This is a genomic window from Candidatus Dependentiae bacterium, assembly GCA_026389015.1.
GTDB lineage: Bacteria > Babelota > Babeliae > Babelales > Vermiphilaceae > JAPLIR01.
Map to the genome: position 1 here is coordinate 66,857 of JAPLIR010000016.1, position 22,501 is coordinate 89,357.

The 22,501-nt window shown below is 41.0% G+C and carries 20 protein-coding genes and 1 pseudogene; 9 read left to right on the forward strand and 12 right to left on the reverse strand.

What is annotated here, in order from left to right; genetic code table 11:
- The first annotated feature begins 73 nt into the window (after window positions 1–73).
- The 4 genes from NTX86_02435 to NTX86_02450 all read left to right on the forward strand — a co-directional run bounded on the left by NTX86_02435 (window position 74) and on the right by NTX86_02450 (window position 4,285).
- Entirely contained in the window at window positions 74–2,002 is a 1,929-nt protein-coding gene (locus tag NTX86_02435) for a hypothetical protein (protein MCX5922160.1), read from the forward strand.
- Window positions 2,003–2,335: 333 nt separating this feature from the next.
- Window positions 2,336–2,680 (forward strand): GIY-YIG nuclease family protein, encoded by a 345-nt coding sequence (locus NTX86_02440; protein ID MCX5922161.1) that lies wholly within the window; start codon window positions 2,336–2,338, stop codon window positions 2,678–2,680.
- A 175-nt stretch (window positions 2,681–2,855) separates the two neighbouring features.
- The gene (locus tag NTX86_02445) at window positions 2,856–3,569 is read left to right on the forward strand and encodes a hypothetical protein (GenBank protein MCX5922162.1); all 714 of its coding nucleotides are present in this window, start codon (window positions 2,856–2,858) and stop codon (window positions 3,567–3,569) included.
- On the forward strand, window positions 3,566–4,285 hold the full coding sequence (locus tag NTX86_02450; protein MCX5922163.1) for a hypothetical protein: 720 nt from the start codon (window positions 3,566–3,568) through the stop codon (window positions 4,283–4,285). Before NTX86_02445 ends, NTX86_02450 begins: the two co-directional genes overlap by 4 nt.
- A gap of 130 nt (window positions 4,286–4,415) precedes the next feature.
- On the opposite strand, the gene NTX86_02455 is transcribed toward NTX86_02450, so the two are convergent.
- Window positions 4,416–5,054, reverse strand: a complete 639-nt coding sequence (locus NTX86_02455) for a suppressor of fused domain protein (protein ID MCX5922164.1) — start codon at window positions 5,052–5,054, stop codon at window positions 4,416–4,418.
- A gap of 302 nt (window positions 5,055–5,356) precedes the next feature.
- Here NTX86_02455 and NTX86_02460 point away from each other — a divergent pair, with 302 nt between their 5' ends.
- Window positions 5,357–6,121 carry a DnaJ domain-containing protein gene (locus tag NTX86_02460; GenBank protein MCX5922165.1) on the forward strand — a complete coding sequence of 255 codons (765 nt, stop codon included), beginning with the start codon at window positions 5,357–5,359 and terminating at the stop codon, window positions 6,119–6,121.
- Between the two features lie 59 nt (window positions 6,122–6,180).
- Window positions 6,181–7,071, forward strand: a complete 891-nt coding sequence (locus tag NTX86_02465) for an ankyrin repeat domain-containing protein (GenBank protein MCX5922166.1) — start codon at window positions 6,181–6,183, stop codon at window positions 7,069–7,071.
- Between the two features lie 71 nt (window positions 7,072–7,142).
- On the opposite strand, the gene acpP is transcribed toward NTX86_02465, so the two are convergent.
- The 10 genes and pseudogenes from acpP to NTX86_02515 all read right to left on the reverse strand — a co-directional run bounded on the left by acpP (window position 7,143) and on the right by NTX86_02515 (window position 17,336).
- Window positions 7,143–7,394: an acyl carrier protein gene (gene acpP, locus NTX86_02470; GenBank protein ID MCX5922167.1), complete on the reverse strand. Its 252-nt coding sequence runs from the start codon at window positions 7,392–7,394 to the stop codon at window positions 7,143–7,145.
- Entirely contained in the window at window positions 7,395–8,345 is a 951-nt protein-coding gene (locus NTX86_02475; GenBank protein MCX5922168.1) for an ACP S-malonyltransferase, read from the reverse strand. It abuts the gene before it with no gap.
- 17 nt (window positions 8,346–8,362) lie between these two features.
- Window positions 8,363–9,796: a glutamate--tRNA ligase gene (gene gltX / locus NTX86_02480; GenBank protein ID MCX5922169.1), complete on the reverse strand. Its 1,434-nt coding sequence runs from the start codon at window positions 9,794–9,796 to the stop codon at window positions 8,363–8,365.
- 3 nt (window positions 9,797–9,799) lie between these two features.
- Window positions 9,800–10,459 carry a hypothetical protein gene (locus NTX86_02485; protein ID MCX5922170.1) on the reverse strand — a complete coding sequence of 220 codons (660 nt, stop codon included), beginning with the start codon at window positions 10,457–10,459 and terminating at the stop codon, window positions 9,800–9,802.
- Between the two features lie 168 nt (window positions 10,460–10,627).
- Window positions 10,628–11,647 (reverse strand): phosphate acyltransferase PlsX, encoded by a 1,020-nt coding sequence (gene plsX, locus NTX86_02490; GenBank protein ID MCX5922171.1) that lies wholly within the window; start codon window positions 11,645–11,647, stop codon window positions 10,628–10,630.
- A gap of 131 nt (window positions 11,648–11,778) precedes the next feature.
- Window positions 11,779–11,943: pseudogene (rpmF, locus tag NTX86_02495) on the reverse strand (50S ribosomal protein L32).
- 118 nt (window positions 11,944–12,061) lie between these two features.
- A complete protein-coding gene (gene dprA / locus NTX86_02500; protein ID MCX5922172.1) occupies window positions 12,062–13,198 on the reverse strand; it encodes a DNA-processing protein DprA in 1,137 nt (378 codons plus the stop codon).
- A gap of 80 nt (window positions 13,199–13,278) precedes the next feature.
- Complete coding sequence (gene gyrA / locus NTX86_02505; protein ID MCX5922173.1) at window positions 13,279–15,936, reverse strand: DNA gyrase subunit A; 2,658 nt, start codon at window positions 15,934–15,936, stop codon at window positions 13,279–13,281.
- A gap of 115 nt (window positions 15,937–16,051) precedes the next feature.
- Window positions 16,052–16,594 (reverse strand): ankyrin repeat domain-containing protein, encoded by a 543-nt coding sequence (locus NTX86_02510; GenBank protein ID MCX5922174.1) that lies wholly within the window; start codon window positions 16,592–16,594, stop codon window positions 16,052–16,054.
- Window positions 16,595–16,646: 52 nt separating this feature from the next.
- The gene (locus NTX86_02515) at window positions 16,647–17,336 is read right to left on the reverse strand and encodes an ankyrin repeat domain-containing protein (protein MCX5922175.1); all 690 of its coding nucleotides are present in this window, start codon (window positions 17,334–17,336) and stop codon (window positions 16,647–16,649) included.
- Between the two features lie 145 nt (window positions 17,337–17,481).
- On the opposite strand from NTX86_02515, the gene lepA reads away from it, so the two are divergent.
- From lepA to NTX86_02530, 3 genes are all read left to right on the forward strand, one after another.
- Window positions 17,482–19,302, forward strand: a complete 1,821-nt coding sequence (gene lepA / locus NTX86_02520; GenBank protein ID MCX5922176.1) for a translation elongation factor 4 — start codon at window positions 17,482–17,484, stop codon at window positions 19,300–19,302.
- A 666-nt stretch (window positions 19,303–19,968) separates the two neighbouring features.
- The gene (locus NTX86_02525) at window positions 19,969–20,352 is read left to right on the forward strand and encodes a hypothetical protein (GenBank protein MCX5922177.1); all 384 of its coding nucleotides are present in this window, start codon (window positions 19,969–19,971) and stop codon (window positions 20,350–20,352) included.
- Window positions 20,353–20,411: 59 nt separating this feature from the next.
- The gene (locus tag NTX86_02530; GenBank protein ID MCX5922178.1) at window positions 20,412–20,768 is read left to right on the forward strand and encodes a hypothetical protein; all 357 of its coding nucleotides are present in this window, start codon (window positions 20,412–20,414) and stop codon (window positions 20,766–20,768) included.
- A gap of 178 nt (window positions 20,769–20,946) precedes the next feature.
- Here NTX86_02530 and NTX86_02535 read toward each other — a convergent pair whose 3' ends face one another.
- Window positions 20,947–22,371, reverse strand: a complete 1,425-nt coding sequence (locus NTX86_02535; protein MCX5922179.1) for an ABC transporter permease subunit — start codon at window positions 22,369–22,371, stop codon at window positions 20,947–20,949.
- Window positions 22,372–22,501 lie beyond the last annotated feature (130 nt).

Sequence of the window (22,501 nt, forward strand, 5' to 3'; positions counted from 1 at the left end):
AGATTTTCGACGCACAAAATTTGTAGGCTCATGTGCAGTGATAATTTTCGTATAAAAAAGGAGAAAAGACGTTATGAATTCTACAACAAAAAAACTTTTATTAATGTTGCCATTATTGGGCGCTTGCACAACGCAAGCAGTCACTCCCTACATTGCAACACGTTCACAAAGTTTAAATGCAGCGCGCGATTTAGCAGGCCTGACTGATGTGATTAATTTAGATAAAGATTGTGTCTACGGAACCGTGTATGGCCTTTTTGAATACACACGTACCTTTAGGCCTCACGATATCGCCAACTGTCTATTTGGTACTGATTTAATACCAGACGCATGCAGCTGCGATAAAGGCATTAAAATCTCTGGCTCGCAAACTAATGACCGCGGTGCAACCGATTGGCTTGCTGATTATTTTGGTCTACCCACTGACTTTAAAAGTTTTGTAACCTTCCGACCACGCGTACAAAACTTTATTGTTGATCTCGGTTTTTATATTGGTCTTGATCAATGGGCAAAAGGATTATACTTCCACGCAAGCGCACCAATCACCCACACCAAGTGGGCACTTGATTATAGAGAAACCATCAGCGCTGCCGGTAACAATTCATATGCTGCTGGTTATTTTTCACCAAATGTTGAAACAAATTTAAATAAAGACTTCACCACCTTTGCCAATGGCGACGGGGAACTAACCTTCGCGCAAGATTTTGTGGTTGACGGGGGTGTAACCACTACCTACGCTGGTGGTTACATGACTGCACTCAATTTTGCAAAAATGAACAGCTGCCCACTCATTAAAACCGGCTGCGCTGATTTACGCGCAACCTTAGGTTGGAATTGGGCATGCGAAGATTACCATATTGGTGCTTCTGTTCGCGTAGCAGCGCCAACTGGCTTGCGACCTCATGGCACATTTTTGTTTGAACCAATGATTGGTAACGGCCACCACTGGGAACTTGGTGGTGGACTATCAGCACATTACACCTTCTGGCAATGTCGCGATAACGAAAATAGTTTCACGTTCTATTTTGAAGGTTACGCTACTCACTTGTTCAGATCGTGCCAAAAACGCACCTTTGATTTAAAAGGTAAACCAATGAGTCGCTACATGCTTGCGCAAAAATTGGGACCTATACCTGCTGGTCAAGATCCATCCCTCTCTCAAAATATATTCCCCGATGTTGAATTCCAAAATCTTTTAACGCCCGTTGCAAACTTAACTCACATGAATGTAAAAGTTGATGTGGCAGTTCAAGGTGATGTCGTTGCAATGCTTAACTTTACTCGCAACCATTTTTCATGGGATGTCGGCTACAACTTCTGGGGAAGAAGTTGCGAAACAATCCGCCAAGGCAATTGTCCATCACCACTTGCTGACGGCACAACGTGGGCACTCAAAGGTGATGCAAGCGTGATTGGTTTTGAATTTAACCTTGCAGCTTCCCCACCAGTTCCTTTAGCGGCTACAGACAGCGCAGCTACCATTCATACAGGAAGCAACTTCCCTGCGACGGGAACCACCGATCCTGCAGTCATTGCTACTGCAAGCACAAATCCAAACATCAATACACCAGAACTAGCTGAATCAAATAATGCGTTACCTGTTTTCAATAACCCATCTACAGCTCCACTACAAACCCACAGCTCTCTCAAACCAGTCTATCTTACCGTTGACGATGTTAACCTTGCCGGCACCAAAGGCATTTCACATAAAATATTCACCCATTTAAATTATATGTGGATAGATCGCGATGAATGGGTGCCTTACGTTGGCATTGGTGCTGAAGTTGAATTTGGCAGCAGCAGCTGCGGAAAATCATGCAACCCAGCTCCAACACCATGTCCTTCAAGCAGTAGCGATTGTAAAACCAGTTGCAAATCAAGTAGCAGCGATTGCAAAACAACGTGCGCATCAAGCAGCTCTGATAACAAATGCCACCCATGCTCACCATGCAGCTTATCCCAATGGGGTATCTGGATTAAAGGTGGCGTAACATTTAACTAATTTTGCACACGTATACTATAATTTTTTAAGGCTCGGTTTTATCACCGGGCCTTAATTTTTTTTTATCCCTCGATACATTTTTAAATTCTTCGCAAAAAACTCAGAATTTAAAAACACTCGGGACGAACGGCCTAGAATTTCACTCCTGGGAATTATTCCAATCAACTATTTTTCTGTTTTTTGTTATACTTATTATTGTCATAAACAATAAGTATTAAACCCCGCTCGCCCTGAGTGTTTTTTGTTTTGAGCTCGTCTCAAAATAAAAAATGTAACGAATGGGTCGGGGGAAGAATGATTCACACTATCTTTATAAATTAATTTGATAACACCATGCAAGATTTTTATGTATACATTCTACGTTGCAATGATGACTCATATTATATTGGCCACACCGATAACATAGAGATAAGATTCGCTGAACATCAACAAAGAACATATCCTTGTTGTTACACCGCTACTCGTTTACCCGTAACATTGGTCTTCGTGCAAGAAACTTCAAGTCGAGATGAAGCATTTGAAGCAGAACGCCAAATCAAAAAATGGACTAGAAAGAAAAAAAAAGCCTTGATACAAGGTGATATTTCCCTACTGAAAAACTTATCGAAAAATAAACTTTTAGTTAGCAAAAGCCCTCTTAGATCCGACCCATTCGTTACATTTCTCGTTCCTCGTTAAACTCGGAACTACGAAACACTCAGGGCGAGCGGATCTGAGATGCCTCATGTATAATTGTTAATTTTTTCCTAAAAACTTAATTTTTTTCCAATCCTTGTAAGCAAATTCAGCATTATGCTAGTTTGATTGCGTAAAGCAGCACAGGAAAGATTCTAAAAAAATTAGGAGAAAATAAATGAATCACACGAAAAAAATAATAACCACCCTCATAATGATAAGCGCAACACATGCCGGCGCCTTTGATTTAATAGGCACCACATTTTTTAGTCCACGCTCACAAAGTACCAACGCAGCGCGCGACATTGTAGGCTGGCACCGCTACATCAACCGATACACAGAAGATCTTTACGGAGCGTTTGCCGCAACACCATCATACGGGCAAATTTTACGTGCATCACGCGCAGCAAGAGTAATGTTTGGTACCTCAACGCTCACGCTGTCCGGAAGCCAAGTGCCGATCCGTTGCTCAGATGATTTTTTAGCTGACTATTTTGGCCTTTCTCCCGAATTTAAAAGTACTGTCTGCCTTCACCCATTCATACGCACCGGACTCATTGATTTTGGCGGATACCTTGGTTGGCATAATTTTTACGTACAAATCCATGCACCCGTTGTCTGGACTTCATGGAAGTTAGGCATACAAGAAGAGGTTGAAGATAATGGTAAACTTATACCATTTCCTGCCAACTACATGGACGCTGGAGCAGTAACCCCACCTATTACCTCATTTGCCCAAGCAATGCGCGGTGGCACTACCTTTGGCGATGTCAGCGAAGGTATGAAGTACGGCAAATTTGGTTGCGCACATCACAAAACCGGTTTGAGCGATATGCAAATTGCTTTAGGGTATAATGTTCTCCAACGAGAAACTGTTCTGGACGTGCATTGATATGGGAAAAAGACGGCACACAAGAATGGTCATTCTTTGTTGATGCAAATATGATGCATATATGCACAACAAACCAACGTCGTGCCTTTGACTTTAAAATAAATGGTATGTGTAGTCGCTACACGTTACTCAAAGAATTTGATGACGCAGGAAATTACAACGGCGTTTGTTTGCCTGCAATTAACGTTACCACCTTGCCTTGTACCGTGCGCGCCACGCTGCAATTTGATGCGCTCGTCATGTTTGGCTACACCTACAATGAATTTGTCGCCGATATTGGTTATAGTGCATGGGTGAGAACACACGAAGTTATATGCCTGCGTGAAGGATTACCGAGAAATAGATATGGATTAAAGGGCATTCAAAACGTAACCGATGTCGCTAGCATTAATATTAATACCACACAAAGCACTGCAAATATTCATGGTGATCCTCTTGATGAACAAGCTATCTGGGTTGATACTAACCCGCCAGTATTTGTAAATACCTGCAACCTTGACCTCACTTCAGCAGCATCACCACTCGTACTAACCCAAAAAGTATTCGGGCACCTTGGCTACTCATGGCCGCACTACTGCAACACTAACGTCACACCCTTCCTTGGCATTGGTGGCGAGCTTGAATTTGAAGGGATCAACGAACGAGGCGTAAGACATGGAGATAAAAATACCTTGTCACAATGGAGCATGTGGCTTAAGGGTGGCGTAGCGTATTAATCAACTCATTTTTAAAAAGCACCACTATAAAGGGAGCTGTCGTATGACACGCTCCCTTTATTCATTAAAAATCTATTTAAGCGAAATATTTCTTTGCTTTATCACGCGCATTATTATTGCGATTATAGACTTAATTGTCCCTCAAACAAGATTTTCTATGTATATTCATGAGAGGAAAATCTGGCATTTTTTTTACATGATTATAGAGGTCTTGACTGGAGTTCTTTTTTGCATATTCATACTCATCGTCCGTGATTCCTATGACTTCCAACAATTTCACATTGCCGCTGGATAATGCAAAAGTATCTGGCATCCCCATGGGCGGCCACAATAAGACAGTAGTAAGAGCTGAATTTGAACCTTGCAATATAGGGCCATTGAGCGCCATTCTATGCCCTTTTTCAAAAGCATTCCCCGAATGAAGCGCATACCCCATAAGATTAAATAATAGACCAAAAACCCAAGGTGAACGCTCAGCACACCTGATAACAAGCTCAAACCCCAAACCAGAATATTCATCCGGCGTGTCCTCAAAAGGGTTACTCAGACCAGAGGTACTGTCATCTGCAGGCTGACATATATCAGTCGGCATAGTACCGAAAATTTCTGGGTATACTTTTTCCTCTCGCTCACTCCATGACAAGGCAAGCAAAGAAGCTTCTTCATCATGCTTATCTTCATTTTTTTTCTTTATAGCAATTGCGAGGATCATGCTGATAATCGCTGCAAACACAACTATAACAATTTTTATAATATTTTTTTTATACATAGTATGCCTCTACTCAGAAATATTTTAATGGTTACTTATTATTACTAACATTAACGTGAGTTCGATTTAAAAAACTAGAAAAAAAATAACAAAACTATATTACCGCAACTTAGATAGGCTTAACTAGGTAGTTTTAAACAAAGCCTACCTCGAGAAAGATGACATTTCTATTTTGGAAAAAAGGGACACTTTCAGGTTGCGCCTACAAAAATCAACATAACTATTGATTTTCTACATCCATATCTGATATTATTTCAAATAGAGATATAATAAAATAAAGCAATACTAAGCATGGAGATATTATGAAAATGAAAAAATTACTATTAATTACCCTCGCATCTATGGCAAATGCGCCATTAATGGTGGCTATGGGTGAATTTACTTTGGAAGAAGATTATGTTCAAAGACCAACTTCCGGTGCCGCTGGTGCAGGATCACCACGTAGTGATTCAGGGTCAGAAACTTCTGGCAAAAGGTCTCCTACACTCGATGATGCAAGAGCTGGAGCCGGTACACCAGCTAGCGATACGACATTTGGCTCAAGTGGCTCAACAACACCGACATCAAGAACACCAAGTCCTAGTAGCCAAAGAGTAACAATTGGCAAAGGATATCTTACAGTTGAAGAACCGAGTGACAAAGAAGAGAATGAAGCACAGAATAATGAATGGACAGAGATAGAAGAACCAGGAAGAAAAGGTAAAGCTTTAGGAAAATTAGGACTCTATAATAAAGAAGAGTTTACTTCTGATGAAATTATTAAAGCTTATGAAGCATTCATACAAAACCAAAAACCATCATTCATGGGAAGTTTGTTAAGCACCCCCAAAAAAGACTTTTATATAAGGTTAGGAGTTAACTCAGACGCCTCAGAAGACGAAATCAAACAAGCTTATAAAGATTTTGTACTTCTCTTGCATCCAGATAAACATAAAAACAATAAAGAAAAAGTAGAATCTATAGTGAAAAATCTCAATGAAGCCTATGAAACCTTGGTCGATAAAGATCGTCGCAAAGCATATGATGCAAATAAAAAATATACGGGCACCCATAAAGAATTCAATTAAGATTAATCAAATTATATAGAAATATAATTAAATAAAACAATACTCAGTATGGAGATGTTATGAAAATAAAAAAATTACTATTAATTACCCTGGTATGTATGGAAAACGCACCATTAATCGTAGCTATGGATCTCAACTTTATGGAAGATTATGACCCAAAAGAACGAAAAACTGATGAAGGCAGCGATACTAGTTCAGAAACCTCTGGCAAAATATCTCCCGGACTCGATGATATAAGAGCTGGAGCAGGCACACCAGCAAGTGATACAAGTTCAAGAAGCTCAATGGGCTCACCATCTTCTACTCCTACCAGCGATAGAAGTTCAACTGGTTCACTATCACCAACATCCAGAACCCCCAGTCCAACCAATAGCGATAAAGACGAGCAAGAGACAAAGTTTTTTGGTAAAACGCCAACAATCAGCGAGGGCTACATAACTAAACCAATTGCCAAAGAAAAATACAAGACACCTACTGCTTCAACAGAAGCAACAAAAGAAAACAAAATAAATGCAGTACTTGCTAGCATCACCGACAAAAGTACTTATACAGATTTTGTTAATAAAATGTGGGAACAAAAACTCCATACTACCTATACCTCCGGACTCTACGCGCAAGACATCAACATTAGTAATGCAATGGGGATGACGCCACTCATGATAGCGGCAGAACGAGGCAATGCAGCCCTCGTTAAAGCTTTACTCAAAGCTGGCGCTGATAAAAATGCCAAAGACGGAAGCAACCGCACAGCCGCGAGAATAGCCCTTGAAAATAAACATGGAATCAAAAATAACAATTACAATGTTGTTATACTCTTAGATCCAACATTAGTAAAAGCAGCACTAGTAAACAAAATTAAATCTTCCCAAGGTGCTGGCAAAGAAAAAGAACTGGTGGGATTGGGTACGTATGAAGGCGATTTTGTCGTCGTTGATCATGACGATTTTTAAAAATTAGAATCAAAGTATTATGGCGTGAGTGTTATCTCACGCCATAATTACAACACATACTCGGTATCTTTTTATTTCGTTCTTAAATTGTGAACATATTCCACAACTTCGTTAACGTTGTGTAATTTTTCAGCATCATCATCATTAATTTCGATGCCAAAAACTTCTTCAAGTTTTATAATGATTTCCGCCATATCAAGCGAATCAGCGCCAAGATCTTGCAACGTTGCAGTTGGAACAACCGTGTTCTTTTCGACTTTCAAAATCTTAGCAACAACCTCAACAACTTTGTTTAACGTTTCTGCTCTATCAAAACTTGCCATTTAAATCTCCGTGTTAATACCATCATTTGCAATAATCTTTTTAAGGTCTTCAATATCAGACCGCTTATTGATACTCATACATAGTTTATCAGGATATTTTTCTTTCGCCATACGTGTTAGCTTTGATCCAGGGCCAACTTCAACAAGAAGATCGCAACCCTCAAGTTCTTGCATAACCTTTTTCCAAACCACCGGCGTGTGTATATGATCGATGACACGCTCTTTGACTTGTTCGCCTGATTCAACATTACAAATAGTGGTCGAACATAGTAACGGTATCGCCATGTCTTTAAAATCAACTTTTGCTAAATGCGGCGCTAGTTGATCCACCACACCGTCCATCAACGAAGAATGTAACCCAACTTCTAATAGAAGTTCTTCACTGCGCGCATCTTGGTCTTCTGCCACAAAACCACGCACCGCAGCAACTGCCGGGCCATGACCAGAGACGATATGATCGGTGTCAGAATTGTACAATGCAATAGTAGCACTAAATTCACCTTCGCTCGATTTTTTACAGATCGACTCTAATTTTTTAGTCGAAAGACCTTGGACATGCAGTACGCCAACATCCATGGTTGCCAAAGCTTCTTGATACAATGTGGCATACTTGGCAAGCAAATAGAGTCCATCGGGAAAGCTGATGCCACCTGCTGCATGCAGAGCAGCATATTCGCCCAAATTATAGCCTGCCACCACATCAGCTTTAATGCCTTCTTCTTTGAGGAGTGCGTACATTGCACAACTCACCAAGAAAGTAGCAGGATAAGCATTATTCATAGCTTCAAGTTCGCTCTCAGATGAAGCAAAACATAATTTTACAAAGTTCATGTTAAGACAATTGGATGCTTCTTCAAAATACTCTTGCATGGTACGCGATTCGTCGTAGAGCTCTTTGCCCATCCCAATAAATTGACTACCATACCCAGGAAATAAGATACCAATTTTCATAAAAACCCCCGTAATACTTATTTTTCCAAAAACGTAATCAAGTTTTGCAACCTACGTATACTCTGCTCTTTCCCTAAAAAAGCAACTAAGTCAAAAACACCTGGACTAGAACTCTTGCCAACCAATGCAATACGAACCGGTTGTGCAAGGTTAACTAATTTTAACCCCAACGTTTTGGCTAATACCTTAATCTGTTCTGATACTATTTCTACCGTAATTGCCGATTGCTGTTCAAGCATTTGTATGATTTGTTTAAGATGATCTGTCGTTGCTGGCGTTATCCAATGCGCTACATCCTCCTGAGCATATGACACTTCAGGCCCATGTAAAACAACCAGTTCATGGGCAAGTTCAGCCAATGTTTTGACACGTTCTTTATACAAAGCGATTGCCGCAAACATTTGTTGATCATTCCATGTCAATTGTTTAAACAATTCGTGTTGAACATCGTCAACCAAACGTTTCCACAATTCCTGCTCAGAGGTTTGACGAATATATAACCCGTTAAACCATTCTAATTTTGTTTGGTCAAACACGGCCGGTTTTTTATTAATTGCTTCTGCTGAAAACAAGGTGATTAATTCTTGGCGAGTGAACACTTCTTGATCACCATGCGACCAGCCAAGACGCACCATATAGTTGAATAGAGCATCGGGCAAGCAACCCATTTTTCTGTAGTCGAGCACTGAAACAGCGCCATCGCGCTTACTTAATTTCTCACCACTCGGTCCTAAAATCATAGAAGCATGCGCAAACATCGGCACATCATAGCCCAGCGCTTGATATAACAATATTTGTTTTGGTGTATTGGCAACATGCTCTTCACCACGGATAATATGACTAATGCGCATGAACGCATCATCAAGCACCACGGCAAAATTATACATGGACATACCATCAGAACGAATAATAATAAAATCGTCCAGCTGATCTAATTCAAACGTGATATCATCACGAATAAGATCGTGCCAAGTAACCGATTGTGTATCTTGTGGCAAAGCAAAACGAATAACATGCGGTACAAGCTTTTCAGCCTCCGTCACGCTTCTGTTTCTGCAAGCACCATCATATTTAATAAAGAGATCATCGGCGCCCATCTTCTTTTTATGACGCTCAATAACTTCTTCTTGTGAACAAAAACAATAGTATGCTTTTTTTTGATCAACTAATTCTTGTGCGATTCTGCGATGCTCTGGAACGCGCTCAGACTGAATCACCACTGGCTCATCAGACTCAACACCCATCCATTGCAACGATTGTAAAATAGATTCAGTAAATTCTGGTTTTGAACGCTCAAGATCGGTATCTTCTATACGTAATAGAAAGGAACCGTTATGATGACGAGCAAATAACCAATTAAAGATAACCGTACGCAAGCCACCAAGATGCAAATGCCCTGTTGGTGATGGCGCCATGCGCACGCGTACTGGTTTATTGGTAGCTATAGTCATAGGTTACGCCAGTTGCGCCAATTTCTCTTGTGCTAAAGCAGCCCAAGGTGATTGACCAAGATTATTAGTGGTTTTTTGTAATTCGAATAATGGCTTCCATGCTTCTTGTGCCTTAACAACATTATCATGAGTCCAATAGAACAAACCAAGATAATATGCTGCAACATCGTTATTAGGATTTTTTGTGTCCGCAGCCAATACTTTAAGGTCCTCTACACCAATTTTGTGAGTTGCCATGTCTGATGCATCTAAACGCATTAACGCAAGCTTAGTTTTATAAACGAATAATAAAGGAGATGATGATGACATTAAATTGACTGCTTTATCAAGTAAATCAAGTGAGCCTTGTTTACCTTGCTTTTCAAGCGATTCCGCCTGATAGATCAAAAAATAAGGAGCAAGTGAGGATTTTGAATATTGATCGTACCCAAGCTTGAACAATGTTTCCATCGAAGCCCAATCTTCCGCTTTACCTTCTTGCATAACACGTTCATATTCTTCTAAATTCTGAGCAAATAACCGATGAGCGTAGTGCTCTTGGCTATTATTATAGAAACGATACCCAAAATAAACACCGGTCAAGGTAAGTAGAATTACTGCACCAATGACAAGTTCTTTTGTATATCTAAAACCACCAACATTAACTACATGCTTATATGTCATGCTACATACTCCGTAAAACTATGGTTGAAACTTTATTTATCTGCAGGAAACCCTACCACACCTCTTTAAAAAAATAAAGCGCAGTAATTCATCAAAGTAATCTCTCTACCGTTTGTGCGGCTTACCTGGCCCTAGCTGATGCAAAGAGATATAGAAGGGAAATAATTTTTATCGCACCAACAAGCTCTTGAGTTCAGCATTGAACTTTTGAGTAAATGTTTTTTGAACCATGTCATGCAAACTCACCAAACCGTTTTCAACGGCCACCGCATCAGAATTTCCATGCGCAATCATCAATGGATGATTAACGCCAAGCAATAGTACACCGCCTACTTGTTGTGTAGCCTGAACCTTATTCTTAATAAGATTTTTGAACAATCCCTTGCTTAAAAATAATCCAGCTGTGGCAAGCCACGATTTTTTTCGTTCTTGATCGATCCACTTTACAATCGTTCGACTGGTGCCTTGCACAGTCTTGAGAAAAATATTACCCACAAAACCATCACAGACGAGCACATCAGCATGACCATCAAAAGCATCACGAGCTTCAACATTACCCACAAAATTAAGACCGGTATCAAATAAGCGTTTATATGCTTGTTTGACCGCTAATGAACCCTTATACGGCTCATGACCATTTGAAAGCAACCCAATGCGCGGTGATTGTATATTATACATCATCTTTACATACAAATGGCCCATAAAGGCAAACTGCTCTAAAAATTCTGGCTTACAATCGGTGTTAACGCCCAAATCAAGACAAAAGAATGATTCTTTAATACCGGGAAAAAAGCTGCCAATTGCTGGACGATCAACGCCATCAACGCGGCCTAAAATAAAGGTACCGGCAACCATTGCCGCACCAGAATTGCCTGCAGAAAACACTGCATCGGCATCACCCTGAGAAACAGCGCGAACAGAACGCACTAACGATGAATCTTGCTTATCAAGAACCGTGCGCGTTGGCTCTTGTCCCATTTCTATGACTTGAGATGTATGATGGATTAAAATAGAAAGATCTTGCCAAGAATTGAGCAATGCTTGTTCGGCAAGATCTTTTAGAATTTGTTCGATCTGAGTTTGATCGCCAAAAAGAGTTATGGGAACACCACGACGTGCAGCATTAAAGGCACCTTGTACAATTACCTTGGGGGCAAAATCGCCACCCATAGCATCAACAGCTATCATGGCATTCCTCATGAAAATTAGGATTACTCGTTATTTGAAGGCTCGGTAGAGGAAGCTTCTTCTCGTGGTTGACGAGCTTCTGCTGCTTTACGAACTTCTACACGTTTAAGCGTACGTTCTAACTTAGTTGTTACAACTTTAACGCCTTTATAAAAGCCGCATTCTTTGCAGGCTTGGTGAGGCAAGTTAGGTGCTTGACAATTAGCACAAGCGCCAAATGATTTAACTTCTACACCCTTATTTGCAAAACGCGAATCTCGACGAGCTCGACTGCGTTTTCGTTTTGGTACTGGCATGACAATCTCCAAACTGGATCAAAAATATTTAACTAATATACAATCTGAAATTCAATCTTTATATCTACGAATAGGATATCGAATTAATGTATAAGATTTTAGCAAAAATAGCAAAAAATTATAGACTTTTCCACATCCCCATAAAGTTTTGGTTCACCCGACCCTCTAACTGTAAATTAAACAATAAGGCATGCAATGTGGCACTATCCAAACCTGTGTCTACAGCCAAATCATCAGTAGAGCAAGGCACAGCGCATATACGAAGAATGAGACCTTGTGGACTATCATCAATCTCTTCTTGGATTATAAGCTGCTGAGGTGACTTTGCTTGTACCTGAGGTTTAGCTGCTTTCTCATCTGGAGCCACTACTATATGCCCAAACTCCTGCAGAACATCGTACGCCGACGTCACAAGCTTTGCCCCTTGGGCAATTAACGCATGACACCCGGCGCTCAGAGGGTCATTAATAGGTCCAGGGACAGCAAAAACATCTCGACCTTGATCTAAGGCAAAACGCGCGGTGATAAGCGCACCACTTTTTGCTGCCGCTTGAATAACAATAGAGCCACGACTCAACCCGGCAATAATGCGATTACGTTCAGGAAAGTTCCACGCAAACGCCTCTGTTTCCAGGGGAAATGCACTCACCACGGCACCACCATGCACCAAAACATCACTAAATAATTTCCTATTGGACGTTGGATAAGGCCTCAATAATCCAGACCCCAATACCACCACGGTTGAGCCTCCAGCATTGATAGTTGCCCGATGCGCCATGCTATCGGCACCCAAAGCTCCGCCACTGATAATCGCATAATGATACTTCACCAAGACTGGGATCAGATGCTCAATGACATGCTGACCATACTGATTAGCCTTACGAGACCCCACCAAAGCAACCGCTTTTTGAGCATCAGAGGGCAATATGCCCTGCCAATATAATACCGGCGGCAACATATGAATGTTTTTTAACGATGCGGGATATTCTGGGCACACAATTGTTGCCCATTGAATGTTATGCTGAGCTATGAGCGCAAGCTCACGTGCCAACAATTTAGTGTCCGCAAGACCAGCAAAAATTTTTGATGCCATTACGGAAGTCAACCCAAATGATGTCCGCAGTTGAGCTTCAGACATAGTATAAATATCAGAAAGCTCGATCGATTCTGGCTTGCTGGTTAACGTCATAGCCATTGTAGCGGCGCCAACACCATCTATGAGAGAAAGGTGTAATATAATGTGTGCATTATTCATAGGAAAATTCTCAATAAAAAAGCACGCGAGGATAAACATTGCTGCTTACCCTCGCGTGCTTTATACTTTTTTTGGTACTTTTAAAATTCTAAAATCTCATCATCTGATGACGGATCACCAATTGGTTCACTACCAAAATCCTCTTCATCATCAACCTGAGCAACATGCTCCTGGAATACGGCAAAATCATCTTCACCGTACGCAGCGCTCATCATCATAGCATCAGTTGATTGGCCATCGAGTCTGAGTGCTGGCTTAATACCGCCACTCACATCGCTGCCACCTTCTTCGTGAGCTTCTTCTTCAAAAGCAACGACTGAAGATAGTTTTTGGCCTTCATCTAATCTAATTAAACGAACACCCTTAGCTTGACGACCCATGGTACGAATTTCTGATGGAGCTAAACGAATAATCTTACCAGCCATGTCAATCAACAGGAGGTTTGAATTTTCGTACACCATCGCAAGACCAATTACACGGCCGTTACGAGAATCGGTTGGAATGGTTCTTACACCAACACCACCGCGGTGCGCAACTCTAAAGTCAACAACCGCAACACGCTTACCGTATCCGTTTTCTGTTGCAAAGAGAATGTCGCCACCATCGGAAATAACTTCCATGCCAACAACATAATCGCCTTTGCGTAAACGCATACCAATAACACCCGCTGCTTGACGACCCATAGAACGGACTTCGTCTTCTTTAAAGCGAATACCTTGGCCCTTTGCTGTCGCGATTACAATTGAATCTTGACCAGTGCTCACCGCACAGAAAATTAATTCGTCATCTTCTTTGAGTGTTGTTGCTCGAATACCGGTTGCACGAACTTTAGCAAATGCCATAGCGTCCGTACGTTTGATGATACCTTTTTTGGTAAGCATAACGATAAACTTGTTTTCCATGTCACGCATACATAACAACTTAACTACTTTTTCATTAGGTTGTAGTGGCAACAAGTTAATAACTGCACGTCCCTTAGCGGTACGTGAAGCTTCTGGCACTTCAAACACGTTCAACGTATAAATACGACCAAGATTAGTGAAGAACAAGAGTTCATCATGTGTTTTTGCAACGAATAAATCTTCTACAACATCGTCAGTGCCTTCCAAGGTGGTCATACCCATCTTACCTTTACCACCACGGTGTTGAACACCATAGGTAGCAAGTCCGACACGTTTAATGTAACCCTTCATGGTCAATGTCACGACAACTTCTTCGTCAGGAATCAAATCCGCTTCAGTCATAATATCGATAGCGCCTTCAATTTTCGTGCGGCGCGCATCAGCATAACCTTCTTTAATTTCTTGCAACTCTTTAACAATCTCTTGTTTTAAAATTGCTGCGTTTTCAATAATCGATTTGAGATACGCAATAGTCTTTTTCAACTCTTCCATCTCAGCATAAATTTTTTCTTGCTCCATGCCGGTCAGACGTTGCAAGCGCATTTCCAAAATTGCTTTGCCTTGTTCGGCTGTGAGCAAGAATCGCTTATTTAATTTAGTAATAGCTTCGTCAACGGTCTTACATGCTTTAATCATTACAATGACTTCGTCAATGCTTTGCAACGCAATAATAAAACCAGCTAGAATATGTTCGCGACCTTGAGCTTTATTAAGATCATACACGGTGCGCTTATAAATAACTTGCTGTCTGTGAAATAAGAATTCGTCAATCAACTGACGTAGTGAGAATACCAACGGACGGTTGTCAAGTAAGCCCAACATCAAAATAGAAACTGATGTTTGCAAGCTTGTGTGCTTATACAATTGATTCAACGTCACTTGCGGAATTTCGCCACGTTTAAGTTCAATAACTAAGCGAATACCTTTTTTGTCCGATTCGTCACGAATATTACTAATACCATCGATAATTTTTTCTTTTACCAATTCAGCGATTTTGATGGTCAATTCAGCTTTATTAACTTGATACGGCAGCTCGGTGATAACAAGCGAAGTACCTTTTTTGGTTTCTTCCATCTCGACTACACCACGCAAAATCACGTTACCGCGACCAGTTCTGTAGGCTTTAACGATCCCTGCACGGCCACAAATAACGCCACCGGTTGGAAAATCTGGCGCTGGAACTAATGCAAACAGTTCATCATCAGAAAGCTCTTCGTTTTCAAGCAATGCTAAACATGCATTGACAATTTCACCTAAATTGTGGGGAGGAATAGAAGTCGCCATACCAACCGCAATACCAGCCGTACCGTTAATTAAAAGATGCGGTAGCTTGCTTGGCAAAACAACGGGCTCAATAGTCGATTCATCAAAGTTAGGAACAAACTGAACGGTATCTTTTTCAAGATCGGCTAAAATTTCTTGAGAAATTTTTGTCATACGAACTTCGGTATAACGCATTGCTGCTGCATTGTCACCGTCAACCGAACCCCAGTTACCTTGACCATCTAATAATGGATAGCGCTTGGAGAACTCTTGCACCATGCCAACCATAGTGTTGTAAACTGCTTGGTCACCATGTGGATGGTACTTACCAAGCACTTCACCCACTACGCGTACAGATTTGTGATACGACTTATTGTAGGTAAAGCCAAGTTGATGCATGGTGTATAACACACGGCGATGCACCGGTTTTAATCCATCGCGGATATCGGGCAAAGCACGACTAACCACCACAGACATTGCGTAATCAAGAAAGGACCCTTTGAGCTCTTCCTCAATCAAAATGGGCTTCAACCGATTTTTAATAATTTTGTCTTGATTGTTAGGGGATTCCATACCGAAAAATTCCTTTTATAATCTATTTATTTACACGAGAAATAGTATGCCTGAACTATGATACAATGGATAGCAAAATAAGACAAGAACCGCCACAAAAAACTAACGACAACTATCACGCAGCACGCTCCAAATATTGCACGATTCGTCTTCTATTAAAAAACTGAGCGAGCTCAAGAGCATTTTTTCCATAATTATTTTTAATAAGAGGATTAGCCTTAGCAGCACAAAGTAATTGTACAATTTCAAAAGTTCCTGAATGCTGACACGCCGATGCAAGAGGTGTATACCCTTCCCCATCTTTTTTGTTAGGATCAACTTTTGTAACCAGTATTTTTTGCACTAAATCTTTATCTTTTTGTATAACCGCTTCCATGAGATCTGCACTTGAAAATTTGGGGAAATTATATTTCGTTTCCTCGTCTGAATCTCCAAACAATTCATCAAGATTATCTATCGAACGCGCGCGATCTAAATCTTCCATCTCACTGTTATATTCATTCAAATAAAACTCTTCAAAATTCGAATCATATTCCCGCCAAAATTTTTCTATTTTATCACATTGAGAAAGTTTTCTGCCACCAGACTGCATCGCGCAGCAATCAAAAATGGCAAAACCAAGCAACACTATCATTACAAAACGATTCCAACTATTCATAATGATTCCCCTAGGTCACAAAAATAAAAACTTTTACAACTCAGCACTCGTATTAGTCCAAATCAAAACCATCTCGCTCAAAGAGCTTTAATATGTTTTCGCGGGAAGAAAAATCTGCCGCTGTCTGACCCGATGAATTCATCGCACTTTTATCAGCGCCTGCATCTAAAAGCGCGGAAACAACAGACGCCATTTTGTATTTTGATACCACCATATGCACATACAAAGGCGAGTTGCCTTCATTGGTAGCCATATTAGGGTCGGCACGATGCCTCAATAAACACTGAGCAGCTTCATCTTGTTGCGATAAAATCGCCAGGAGCAACGGTGTGTGACCATCATTATTGCGCGTATCCACCCGAGCTCCAGCATTAACCAAAACATCTATCAACTCAGGATCTCCCATTTTAGCAGCAACCATAACAGGTGAAAAACCATACTTATCTTGTGCATTGGGATCAGCTTTGCACTCAAGCAAAATTTTTACCTTCGGTACATCCCCCTTAAAAACCGCGCAGACAAGAGGTGTATACTCTCCTTGCATTAATTCATCAATACCCGCTTGATTCACTTGCACTATGCTTTTAAATTCCTTGGGATCCGAATAAAAAAGAGCCCTCTCGATTTTTTGTAACGCACGAGATTTTAAATCAGAATCAGCATGAAAATCGATAGGAGCAACATCCATTGCAACGACTGAATACACACTCAATAACATTATAAAAACAAACTGCAATTTCATACTAAAATATCTCCCGCTAGCATTATAATCTCAAACTTTTCATATCAAGTAGTATCAATAATTTCGTACATTTTACAAGTGATTGGAATTCTCTTAGACTTGATATTCAATAACAGCCCTTTATAACTATTAATAGCAAGAAATTATGGATATAAAAAAAATAAATTTAAGCACCTTCACCCCCGACAAAGTTCGCAATTTTTCCATTATTGCCCACATCGACCACGGCAAATCAACCCTTGCCGATCGACTTTTGGAAGTAACAGGAACCTTATCCAATCGTAATAAAAACGAACAATTTTTAGACAAACTACAAGTGGAAAAAGAACGCGGCATTACCGTTAAAGCGCAAACTGCCACTATGTTTTATGACTATCAAGGGCAAACCTATCTCTTAAACTTGATTGATACTCCGGGCCACGTTGACTTTAGTTACGAAGTATCTCGCTCGCTCTACGCATGCCAAGGAGCACTTCTCTTAGTTGATGCATCCCAAGGTGTCGAAGCCCAAACCATGGCAAACTTCTTCCTTGCTTTTGACCAAGATCTAACCATTGTGCCTATCATTAATAAAGTTGATATGGCTGCCGCAGACCCTGACCGCGTCGCACTACAAATACAAAGCTTATTTGATTTTGACCCCAAAGAATGCATTCGTGCGTCGGGAAAATCGGGCATTGGTATTAATGATATTCTCGATGCCATTGTCACCCGCATGCCATCCCCAAAATGTAATCCAACCAAAACACTCAAAGCATTATTATTCGACTCATGGTTTGATGAATATCGCGGTGTTATTTGCTTGATAGCAATTCAAGATGGCCATATTAAAAAAGGCGATGTTATTAACCTTGCACAAGCTGATTCCACCTACGAAGTGTTGGAAATTGGCCTTATGTACCCTGAGCTCACACCCATGGACGGGCTCTATTCCGGACAAGTGGGTTATTTGATCACCGGCATGAAAACGGTAAAAGAAGCGCGCGTGGGCGACACTATATTCTTGCACAAAAAACCTGTGGAACCTTTTCCAGGATTTAAACCAGCTAAGCCCATGGTGTTTGCCGGAATCTATCCTGTAGACAGCGAAGAATTTGAACCGCTCCGCGATGCTATTGAAAAATTACTATTAACCGATGCCAGCGTTACCGTAGAAAAGAAAACCTCTATGGCGCTCGGACTTGGATTCCGTTGCGGATTTTTAGGCCTATTGCACATGGATGTGTTCAAACAACGCTTGGAACAAGAATACGGCCTATCGGTAATCGCTACTGCACCAAGCGTGCTGTATAAAGTTAAAATGAAATACACGGGCGAGATGGTTAACCTTGAAAGTCCTTCTGATTTTCCTGAACCACAAGCAATTGACGAAGTATACGAGCCAATAATTAATGCCACAATTATTGTGCCAAGCCAATATTTAGGCAACATTATTAATCTATGTGAAGAAAAACGTGGCATTCAAAAAGATATGACCTACATGGATGAACTACGCGTTATATTAAAATACAAGCTCCCACTCAACGAAGTTGCCACTGATTTTTATGACCAACTCAAATCGGTCAGTTCCGGTTATGCAAGCTTTGATTACGAAGAAGCTGGCTACGAAGCTGCCAACTTGGTCAAAATGGACATTCTCTTGAATGGCAAATCAGTTGACGCTCTATCGATCGTTATCCACGAAGATAAAGCATATTACGTTGGCCGCGACCTTGTGGACAAGTTACGTGAAGTTATCCCAAGACAACTGTTTCAAGTTATTATTCAAGCGGCAATCGGCGCAAAAATCCTTGCTCGAGAAACTGTTGCCCCACTGCGCAAAGACGTAACCGCAAAATGTTACGGTGGCGATATTAGTCGTAAACGTAAATTGCTTGAGAAGCAAAAAGAAGGTAAAAAGCGCATGAAGCAAGTGGGCAACGTTGAAGTTCCACAAGAAGCCTTCTTGACGATTTTAAAAAGATAGCGCTACTCACTGGGAGGCAAAGTATCGTATTTGCAATCTCTTTTTTAATAGAGCGTTTCGATACATGCTTCCCTTATTATTTTGTTCTAGCTTCTAATATGTTTGCATTCTTTTTTCGGCCTCCGGCCTGGGGAAGGCGGTTTTCTTGCAAAAACCCCTTCCAACCCCATGCACCAAAGGTCACCTTTGGAATCCCCAACTCGGCATAACCGCGCACCTCCGCCCTGATAACAGGGCTATATTTCCAGCCTTCGCACAAGGCTTCCTCCTTCGCTAGTCCATGCCTAGTGATCTTGATGATCACTATTGTCGGCTTGGCTAGCTACGGTGGACAAGACGGTGGACGCAGCAGGGAAGTCGGCGGGAGAATATTTTCTTTTAAATTCAAAGTTTTTAATGCGTAAGCCCTGCAACCCCATCGTGCAATCCGTATACACCAGCCAGGGATAAATTCCATATACCCCAGACAAAACCTTCTCATAATCACATTTCTGCGACAAAATGAGGCCATTTTTCAGGTTAAACCTACACATTTTTGCCAAAACCATTGCATTTTTACCCCCCCCCCCCCTGATATTATTTCAAATAGAGAATATTTCTCTATGATTACTTGCATAGTGAAGGTATTATTTTTTTATTAACCAAATACAAAAAGGAGTGATGAATATGAAGAAACAATTATTAATTTTATTCTTGACAGGTGGGATATTGTGCCCACTAAATACTGAGAGTTATGGCTTCCCACTTCCAGGAACCTATAATGACGCCTTATCAATTGTTCCTGTGTGTGTTTACAATCCTCAAGAACTATCTATTGCTATAAATGGTGGGCCGGACAAGTGGGGATACCGTGAACCAGCGTGGTTTTCGGACTCTGTAAGAAATCTTCCTGTGTGGTGGCAGCAAGCACTATATGGAGTAGCCATTATCAGAGGATTTTCATGGGCAGCTGATTATATTAAAGCTCTTAGCGGATTAACAGACATCCAATGCTATCAAGGAATTATGATAGCAGCAGGAAGCTATAATGATATATGCCCTTACATTTAATATTAGTGAAGATATATAACTTTTATAAATATTATTTTACCTAAAAAAGGAGTTTTACAATGAAATTAACAGTATATACATGGTTTGCATTATTAATAGCTGGGAATACTACCATAATACAAACTCAAGCAGCACCACAACCAACAGCTACTACTAGTAATGCAGAAAAGATCAGTCAAGAGCTAAAAGAACTGAGAAAATCTATTAGTCAAAACGAAATTAAAGTGAGCCCTGAAGATCAGGCTGAACTAAAAAAATCATCTACAGAAGGTTTAGCTCTTCTGGAAAGTTGCAATAAGCTTTCTGGCGATGCAAAAAAAACATGTGAAAATAAAGCCAAAGCTCATGCTGAAAAAATAGTAGGAATGCATAAGAAAGCATACGAAAAGGCAAAGACAAGGATGACTGCAAAGTAAAAATAGTATTAAAGTACATTAAATGATTTCAAAAATCGGGTAGGTGGGCGTGATTACTCACGCCCACCTACCACACCACCGTACGTACTCACCGTATACGGCGGTTTCTTCTAACATTTTTTTTCTCATAAAGATGAATATGTCTCTTCAAATCACTTTTTGCAGCATCTTGAAGCATTCACCCCATCCTTATAACTAACAATCCCCCTACAGTCCCCACGAACAACACAACAAAACTTAATCCCATAACGCCATCCATAACCCCATGCTCACGATAGATTTTTATCGCCATAGGCAACGTAATGCCGGCAGCACCACCCAACACACTTCCCGCACCAACCTCAGTCAAACTCAATCCAAATGCAATGTAAAAAGCCTGCCACAAAGCCCCGCGTAAAAAGGGAAGCTCAAGCGTTTGCCATCTTTGCAATCGAGTAGCCCCAAAAGAGCGCGCAGTTAATTCCCACTCAGATTGCCACCCAACCATATGCGCTTTGACAATGCGATAGGTAAACGGATAATTAAGTACCATATGGCACAGCACAGCAACCATAGCCATGGAAAGGACAGGCGCTCGCGCTATCCACACAAAAAAAATACCACACCCAACACTGCCAACCAGACATGGCAACATGGTGCATAGCGCAACTAACTTTTTAGAGGTACTATGCTGTACGCGCTGCATAATTTCACACAACACAAGGCCAACTATGACAGCCCCACCGCTACTGACCAATGCCAAGAACAAGCTATTAAAAATTACGCGATATACCGGGACACCCAAAATGAGGTCAACATCACCAACGAATATCTGGCGTAAAAAATTTGCGACAGCACCATTGGCCATAGCAACAAGCAGTGCGCACAGGGGGCCAATGGTCAAAACGACTGCCGTTAGACACAACAACAACCAACCATAGCCATGCTTGCGTGGCTTATACTGCACTGACGCATAAGCCATACTGTCATGCGAAAGCCAAGCAGATTTGGCACCATGTGTCTCAACCATGCTGATAGGTAACACAACCAACAATCGTATAACAAAAAAGAAACCAGCCCCATACCAATCATCTGTGTGATATAAGTTAGCAATGGTTACATCGGGCGTCATGTGATGCATTGCCACGCCCAACACCATCGGCAGAGCAACGCTCGAAAAACAGAGCACAAAAATAATGCTGGCGGCAGCAATAATCGTCGGTCGTAAAAACGGCAGATAGATGTCGCTATAACATTGCCAAGGCGAGGCACCATGTTGTTGTGCAACCAAATCCCATCGATGGTCAAACTTCGCATAGGTTCCCTGTAACAAATAAAAACAAAACGGAATATTCAACATACCATGACCAAGAATAATGCCAAAAAATCCTTGTAGACCATAAAATTTGCTGATGGCCAACCCTACTAATTTAGTCGGCATAATGCACAACAATGGCACTAACGATAACCAAAAATGTTTACCAAAAAAATTAAAGCGATAGAAAAAATGAGCAAGCGGCACAGCAATGCCAAGCGAAAGAATCGTAGAGCACAATGCCTGCATCACTGAGCAAGAAAAAATGATAAGCCATGCATAATCCATATCAAACCCTTTAATGACCATTGCTCAACCCCCACACCTTGTGCTACTGTAGTATAATACTATAGAACTTTTCATTACAGGAGACGAGTCCATGCCAGGGTTGTTAAAAGATCCCAAATCTACAAGCCATACATTCACCGGCAATATTTAT